This is a genomic window from Acinetobacter endophylla (genome assembly GCF_053543775.1).
Genome location: NZ_JBLVOM010000016.1, coordinates 1 through 7,363 on the forward strand (window position 1 = coordinate 1; position 7,363 = coordinate 7,363).

Genomic DNA, 7,363 nt, shown 5'->3' on the forward strand with positions numbered 1-7,363 from the left:
GGTATTCACTACACCCGAATTGCAAGTGATCATTGGGACAGTTTCATCACTGCTTTTAAAAACTGCAAGCAAAGTATTGGTAAGTTGTTTACTGTAGGAATTGAAGGTAATAATTGCAAAATAAGGCATCGAATAAGGCGTGGTTTTAGAAGAAGTTGCAATTTCTCCAAAAAGCTTGAAAACCATTTTAAAGCCTTCGACTTAACCTTCTTTTACATCAATAATGGCTTCATTTAATGTCAGCATACTTTTTAAAACACCACCAACAAGTTTTATTAAGTGATCTACTGGTTAATTTTTCTAATTTTTTACCATCGCTCGAAATCACAAAAGATAAAGACATGCTGGTTACGATTAGAGGAAATGAAACACCTTTAGTCGAATTTATTGTCAATTTAAAACTATACAGCATGAAATTAGGCAAACTTTTCTTTGAATTTGAGAATCAATTTAAAGAAAAAGAGCAAGACTTTAAGGGCTTTATTAAACGTCACAAACTTAAAGGTTTTGATCATGCCAATTTTGTTAATTACGTGAAACTAGGTGCATATGATAGTGCTTTAGACATTATCAAACACCAGTACGAAAGCGTTAAAAAAACATTCTTTGTACTGTTTAAAGATCGTTTCACCCTATTAGAAAGCAAGGGTTTTATTTAAGGATATTCTATGGAAATGTTAGATCCATCAAACACAAACCCTGGGCTCTTTTTAGTCATAATGGCTACGGCAATTGGTACCATACTTTTTGGTTTTTTAATTGTCGCTTTAATTGCACGATATAAGTTCAAGATTAGAGTTACGGTATCTAGTTTTATAGCTGCAGTTACTTTATCTGTATTTAGCTTTATATGCTTTGGTTCACTTGGTCCGATGGAACCTAAATACAGTACTTCAGTTGTTCAGCTTTATGCGTTGGGCTTACTGGCTGGTACTTTAATATTAAATATAGTTCTTCTGAAATTATTCAGCCCTAAAACTATTGAACAGTTAGCTTTGAAAGGTTTTAATAAGTCAGAAAATGAACAAAAAGAGCATTACAAAAACATCTTAAAAGAGTTTAAATGTATTACTGATTTGGAAGATAAAAACAAGCTTAATAAGCGCAGTTTTAACTTGTTAAATGTTTTTAAACATAAAGGAAAACAAAATGTTTGATTTTAAGATGAAATCTTTGTGTGTTTTGGCTGTTGCCGGATCTCTTTTAACTGGTTGCGTATCTAGTACTATTGATGGAATGGGTTCTAAACGCAAACAAATCATGTTGTATTCTGAAAAAGAATATCTTCAGCAAAGTACTCAGTCTTACAACAACATCATCACGACTGCTAAACAGCGTGGATTGATTGTGAATAACGCTCAAGTAAATAGAGTAGCAAAACGTCTTATCGCACAAGTTCCACATTATCGAGCTGACGCAGCAAATTGGAATTGGGAAGTTAATACAATCCGAGATAATGAAATCAACGCGTTTTGTCTATCTGGAGGCAAGATCGGTGTGTTGACTGGTTCTATCACAAAAATTAATGCAACTGATGATGAATTGGCTGCACTGATCGGCCACGAAATTGCACATGCTTTACGTGATCATGGGCGTGAAAAGGTAAGTAAAAAGCTTTTAACTGGTTTAGGTGTGCTTGCAGCTAGTTCGGCTGGTCTTGGTGACATGGTTGTATCTGGCACAAGTTTACTAGGCGATTATGGAGTTAACTTACCTGGTTCGCGCAAACTTGAAAGTGAAGCGGATCTTCTAGGTGTTGATATTATGGTTCGTGCTGGTTACAACCCACAGGGCGCAGTCAGCTTTTGGAATAAAGTAGTAGCCCAAGAAAAACAGGGCACTAAAATTGATTTCTTATCAACGCATCCTACTTCAGAAAAAAGAATTGTAGCGATCCAAGAATACATCAACCAAAATTACAGGAAATAATATAAGGAGCTGGTTATGGATATTTACACAGTTATCCGAGTGAGCAAAAAGTTGTTTGACCACGGTTATGTTGTAATACCAGAACACAAAGTAGATTTTAAATCGGCTTTACTGCTCTTAAATGAACAAACCGTTGATGATCGATTTCTAATATCTAAAGATATAGTAGGTGCTGAAATCAGAGGGAATTTTGCCTTAATTGAAAAGGAGGGGAAGTTTCAATTGTTTACCAAAGGAATAGATTACTTTTGTTTGAATGTTGAGCCTGAAAAATCCAGTACTGATCCTAAACCTGAAAAAGAGGTAAAAAAGAGTAAAGTAGTTCTCAAAAACCGTTATTTATATAAAAGTGGCGTGAAGAAGATAGGGGAGCTGGACACGTACAAGAAAAGAAGCGTCAAGATTACGAATGTAGGAAAACCATTTGTACTAAAACAAAAATTGCATGACGTTCCAGATTGGCTTTTTGAAAAGCTAAAAGACCAAGATGTATGTTGGATCTATTTTGAATATGCTGAAGAACAATTATCAGAGGCACCAATAGAAACTGCACCAATCAATTTAAAAAGTGACATTGAAAGTTGTGTTAAATACTTTAAGTTACATGGTGAAAAAACAAGAAAAAAACCAATTATCAATGCTGAAGCACCAGGTAACGTAAACCTATTCAGATATTGTGATTTACGGCGCATTGATCAGGAATTAAAAGTCTTATTTGTTTGTAGTGAAAACTATCTTTGGTTACTGGAACAAAATAGACAAGATCCACTACCTAACATCAAATTAAACAATATTAGTTTTGGCGGTTGGATCATTCCCAAGACGACAAACCAAGATATGTTGAATAAGCTAATAATGTTAGATAAAGAATTAAAAACGAATCCAGATGCTTATCTTCTAAGTGTACGAGAGTAAAGTACTCTCGTACAATAACTATTGTAATGCTACTAATTAAGTTGCTTAAATCTAAATAATTAAACATAGCTGCAAACATGAATCTCAATTTTTTATTCGGCTTTATCATAATTATTGTTGGCGGTGGTGCAGCAATAGTTGCGCTTCGTTCAATGTTAGAAAATGAAATTTTTATGAAGGATAGTATATGGCTATGAATAATTCTAAATTCGATAAATACTTATTGCGCTCATTTTTAAAAAATACTGGACTTGCAATAATTTCAATTAGTGCAATAGCATTGGTTATATTTGCATGTTATGTGGTTTATATAGGAATAGGAAAAGCATCAACTTATGTATTCAATAACTTTGTACTAACTCTAAAAACTATTGGCTATATCGTATTATTTTTAATCGCTTTAAATTTAGTTATCTGTTTTATTGAAAATGTTATCAAAGAAGCCAATCAAAAAAGGAGTGAAGATAGTTCAGAAGATAATGTATGAGGGTAATAAAAAGTATCATACTGGCTTACTCTCAACACTTTGATTTTTTGGTCTTTATCTCCATCAAGTGTATTTTCTAAAATATAGTATGAATCTTTTACCCTCATACACTAAGGGGTTAAGAAAGGTTTCGGCAAGAAACGCCCCTCAACAAAACACCTACGATAAAAAAGTTTTAGTGATCGTGGTGATCTGTATCAATTACGTCATTATTGTTTGCATTAAACTTAGCCTGCTCTTTATAAAAATTATAGTCGGCATTGTCGTATACAAGCTCTTTTGGGTAAGGGATACCCATTTCATCAAGCTTTAAAGCGTAATAATGCGGTATTGGCTTGGTTGGATTGAAGTATGGTTCAGGGTAGTACTGAGTAACGACTTTAGCGGAGTAGGAATTAACGAGTTGATCTACATCGCTTTCTATTGTTTTTTGTTGGTCATTGTAATAAGAGTCAACAAGCTCTTTGTCTGAGTGGCTTGCTGCACAACCTGAAAATATTAAAGGTATTAAAATAGCGATAATTCTATAATGTTTCATTTTAAATAGGCCCAGGTGTAGTGTATATTTAATGGAACGTTAAAATACTTTTGATTATACATGACTTTTAAAGATGCTGTAACACCACCTTTTAGCAGAGGAAAAAGAGAACATAAGTTCTTGGCTAAAATGTTAAAATCTGAAAAAGATAAGATTAAGCTTTATACCAAAAGTTTAAGAAAAATTACTTTTAATGAGCTTTTAATTAGAGCAACTTTAATTTTAGTTGTGGTTTTTGCGTTAAGTTTTTGTATCTTTGGCGTATACCTATCTTTGAACGGTTTATTCTCAAAAGATGTGCATTTAGGAATGATTGGCATTATAGGTGATAGTAGTAGAATAATATTATGTACCATCTCAGCTATATTGTGCGCGGTTACAGCTTTCAAACTGTTTAAGAAAGCAAAAATTGACTGGAAAGAACATCAGTCATCAAAACGATATGCCAAAGCAATAACGAAAGAGTACCAGTCATTAAATAATTTGATTTTGGAACAGATTAAACAAGATAAAACAGGCAGTTATTGGCTGAACAGCAAAGAGATCCTGAGCATAACAGAGCAATACGAAGATAACATAAATGAAAACACAAAAGATTATCTGGTAAGTTTTACGCAAGATACGACTAAAAAGTATGTTAGGTTTTACATATATAATAATTCGCATATCTCTAATGGGTATACCAATGTTTTACATATACACTCGACTACTTTAACAATTTATTCACACTGTCTAAGTTATTCGGATTCGTTGAGTGTTAAAGACCTTTTAGATATTTCTGTTAAAAGTATTTGCATAAATTATTAGTTTTACTATAATACTTTTAAGAACAAAATTTAAATGTTTCTTACGACATTAAAAGAATGGGAGGCTTATAGCTTCCCATTTTTCTTTTTAAAATAACTATTATTTTTCTAAAACATCATTTGCCTTTTTCTCAAAACCCTTAACTTCTGCTAAAAGTTCTTCATTTTGGGCCATTGTGTCAGTAAAGGTCTGTTTCGAGAATTTAATGAATTCAAATGCATCATTGATCGATTGCTCTTTGCTTGGCTTCACGTACTTCGGGAGCTTATTGAATTCAGTATCCACATTTCTTTTGATCGCAGAAAAGTCTTTATCAAGCGACTCGAATGCTGCACTGGTTGACTCAAGCTGTATACGTTCAGAAACTCTATGGTCGATGTTTTGGAACACCAGGAACACACATACAAAAACTAAACTAGCAATTAAACTATTTTTTAGAACAACTGTATCCATTTTAAAACCCTTTAACATTTCTTTGATATTTTTAGTATAATCACTTTAATGTCTTTAAAATTTTTTTAAAAAATATGTCTAAAGCCTCCAACGTTGAGCTCTTAAACTTTTATAGTCTTGTTAAAGTACCTTTTAAATATGCTCACAAAGAGGTGTTGTTCTCCATTTCTATTTTATATTTTAACGGTAAAACTAAATCATACGTTCATTATCACAAATTTGAAGATGAAGAATTGCAGACTGTTCTAGGGTATGTGGTTTCGGAGAGTCTGGCGTGGACCTTTGGATCTTTGAAAACTGATAAATTCACTGTTAATCAGAATTTTATTTTCAATACTGTGCAAGAAGTGGAAAAAAGCCTTAAAGAACAAATAAATGCTTTATATAAAAGCACGGGTATAAATGCTAAGTTTTCCATGCAATATGCCTTAAAGGATAAGCCATCTGCAGAAAACAACGACTTATTAGAGAAGATATTTGCGATTGATAAAATGCTACCATTTGCTTTTACATTTAATAATAACGGCGGTTATGAAGTTGCATTAAAAGAATGTTCGTTAAAACTAATTAATGATATTGGGTTTTTCGCTTAAAAGTCCTTAAACTATTAAATACCACTTCATTAATACTTATTTTTAATTATAATGTGGGGTATTAGTAGTTTTAAGTTAGGTCATTAATTAGTGAATAAGAAAACCCTTACCATAGCGATATTGTCAGTTTTGCTATTTGGTTGTGATAAGTTAAAGCCTTCAAATACTGATACTGCATCTCAAGAAGAACAAATAGATCCCATTGAAAAGAAAGTTGAGGAACAAGTTCGCAAATATGATGAACGTGTTACCACTTACAATCCATCTAACTACAAATTACCTCAATCAAGCCTTTCTACCACCAGCCACAAAGTAGCGTGTAATTTTGGTGTAGGGGGAGATCTACCAGCTTTGGCATCAAATGGCATGTTCTCACAGCCGTTATATCGTATTGAAGCTGAGCAGATCATGGATAAAGTTCAGGGCGATGTGATGTATGCCCCTTATTCAATCGCGACATCTGTTGAGGGTGATGTTTTATATGAATCTGAAATTGATAGCTTTGATCGACAGTTAAATACATTACGAAGTTATCAAATTAAATCATCTGAACAAAATATCATTTCGTCATCTGGCTTTTACACCAATTCAAACAAAGCTGTTCGTATGGCACCTATCCGCAGTTACCCGGTTGCTTATGTGAAGCGCTTGGACGGCGATATTGTTTCTACATCTATGTTTAATGATGCATGCGACAAAGAAGTAGGTGTACGTAACTACAAATGGCGCGAAATTGATGTGTCGGGCAAACCATATGCAAGTTTAGCATCCACTGTATCTGAGCAAATTGTTCGGGTGAATCAGTTTGGCATGTTCACCAGTGCATCAAATTTTTACAGCTACTTCAGTAGTGAGTTTGGCAACTTCTTGGATGCAAATAACAAGTTTAGATCCGCATTGGAGAAATCAGGACGTTTCCCTAAAGGTTCAAAAATCTACGTTCCATCTGAGATTAAAACGACTGATGAAACACTGGTGATTACGAAGAACCCTGAGCTTGAAATTACAGACTTCCAAAAAGACAAGGTTTTAGAGGCATACAACAAAGAGGCCAAAATACGGAATCTTGGCCAGATCGTATTCAAGGTCTACAACCTCAAAAACAATACTGTTTTCTATACACCATGGAATGAAACCAAGCACCGTGAAGCGGTCGAGTTTGAACCTATTGTTGTTATCGATGGCAAGGCTTATTCAGCAGTTTGGCATGTTCCTAATACTTTGACATTCAATGATTCGACCAGTGCTGGAAACTTAACGTATTACAACGCTACGGCGCATAACGCATTCGTCAATGCTGTTAAAGGTATATACCAAGGTCAGCAAAGCATGGTTGGTACAGAGCACGAAGATGATACCGAATATTCAATGAAGACTGCAGTTGAATACCAGAAAGCCCAGGCAGAGAAATAATATGGAATTAAGCACTATTGAAAAGAATACCGAAGCTCAAGACATTCAATCTGATGCGTATGACCAGCGTGTACATTCAGTATTGATAGTACCTGAACATGCCCTAAAAAAAATTGAGTCGATGATTTTGGCTACTGGTCATGTACAAAGTGACAGTACCAATCTTTTAGAAGTTTTAAGGCCAATGCCTGAAGAATTCAGAAAAGACGTTGATAACACCGAATTTAC

11 protein-coding genes and 1 pseudogene are annotated in these 7,363 nt (G+C 34.0%); 10 read left to right on the forward strand and 2 right to left on the reverse strand.

The window, feature by feature from the left end; translation table 11 throughout:
- The 6 genes from ACNPNW_RS02600 to ACNPNW_RS02625 form a co-directional block, all read left to right on the forward strand.
- Positions 1–237 (forward strand): IS1 family transposase (locus tag ACNPNW_RS02600; RefSeq protein ID WP_448766453.1); only part of this gene is annotated, 237 nt, incomplete at its 5' end.
- Positions 237–659, forward strand: a complete 423-nt coding sequence (locus tag ACNPNW_RS02605; protein ID WP_448766479.1) for a hypothetical protein — start codon at positions 237–239, stop codon at positions 657–659. The genes ACNPNW_RS02600 and ACNPNW_RS02605, both read left to right, overlap by 1 nt.
- Before the next feature lie 9 nt (positions 660–668).
- Positions 669–1,157: a hypothetical protein gene (locus ACNPNW_RS02610; protein ID WP_005005757.1), complete on the forward strand. Its 489-nt coding sequence runs from the start codon at positions 669–671 to the stop codon at positions 1,155–1,157.
- The gene (locus ACNPNW_RS02615) at positions 1,150–1,929 is read left to right on the forward strand and encodes a M48 family metallopeptidase (RefSeq protein WP_005005756.1); all 780 of its coding nucleotides are present in this window, start codon (positions 1,150–1,152) and stop codon (positions 1,927–1,929) included. Before ACNPNW_RS02610 ends, ACNPNW_RS02615 begins: the two co-directional genes overlap by 8 nt.
- Positions 1,930–1,944: 15 nt before the next feature.
- Positions 1,945–2,844: a hypothetical protein gene (locus ACNPNW_RS02620; protein ID WP_005005753.1), complete on the forward strand. Its 900-nt coding sequence runs from the start codon at positions 1,945–1,947 to the stop codon at positions 2,842–2,844.
- 187 nt (positions 2,845–3,031) lie between these two features.
- Positions 3,032–3,331, forward strand: coding sequence for a hypothetical protein (locus ACNPNW_RS02625; RefSeq protein ID WP_005005752.1), 300 nt, complete (start codon positions 3,032–3,034; stop codon positions 3,329–3,331).
- Positions 3,332–3,506: 175 nt separating this feature from the next.
- On the opposite strand, the gene ACNPNW_RS02630 is transcribed toward ACNPNW_RS02625, so the two are convergent.
- Positions 3,507–3,869, reverse strand: a complete 363-nt coding sequence (locus ACNPNW_RS02630; RefSeq protein WP_005005750.1) for a hypothetical protein — start codon at positions 3,867–3,869, stop codon at positions 3,507–3,509.
- 60 nt (positions 3,870–3,929) lie between these two features.
- On the opposite strand from ACNPNW_RS02630, the gene ACNPNW_RS02635 reads away from it, so the two are divergent.
- Entirely contained in the window at positions 3,930–4,676 is a 747-nt protein-coding gene (locus tag ACNPNW_RS02635; RefSeq protein WP_005005749.1) for a hypothetical protein, read from the forward strand.
- A gap of 99 nt (positions 4,677–4,775) precedes the next feature.
- Here ACNPNW_RS02635 and ACNPNW_RS02640 read toward each other — a convergent pair whose 3' ends face one another.
- Positions 4,776–5,129: a hypothetical protein gene (locus tag ACNPNW_RS02640; RefSeq protein ID WP_448766480.1), complete on the reverse strand. Its 354-nt coding sequence runs from the start codon at positions 5,127–5,129 to the stop codon at positions 4,776–4,778.
- Between the two features lie 74 nt (positions 5,130–5,203).
- On the opposite strand from ACNPNW_RS02640, the gene ACNPNW_RS02645 reads away from it, so the two are divergent.
- The 3 genes and pseudogenes from ACNPNW_RS02645 to ACNPNW_RS02655 form a co-directional block, all read left to right on the forward strand.
- Positions 5,204–5,722, forward strand: a complete 519-nt coding sequence (locus tag ACNPNW_RS02645; protein WP_005005747.1) for a hypothetical protein — start codon at positions 5,204–5,206, stop codon at positions 5,720–5,722.
- 90 nt (positions 5,723–5,812) lie between these two features.
- Positions 5,813–7,135 carry a hypothetical protein gene (locus ACNPNW_RS02650; protein ID WP_005005746.1) on the forward strand — a complete coding sequence of 441 codons (1,323 nt, stop codon included), beginning with the start codon at positions 5,813–5,815 and terminating at the stop codon, positions 7,133–7,135.
- Between the two features lies 1 nt (position 7,136).
- Positions 7,137–7,363, forward strand: a pseudogene (locus ACNPNW_RS02655) (hypothetical protein); the annotation flags it as partial.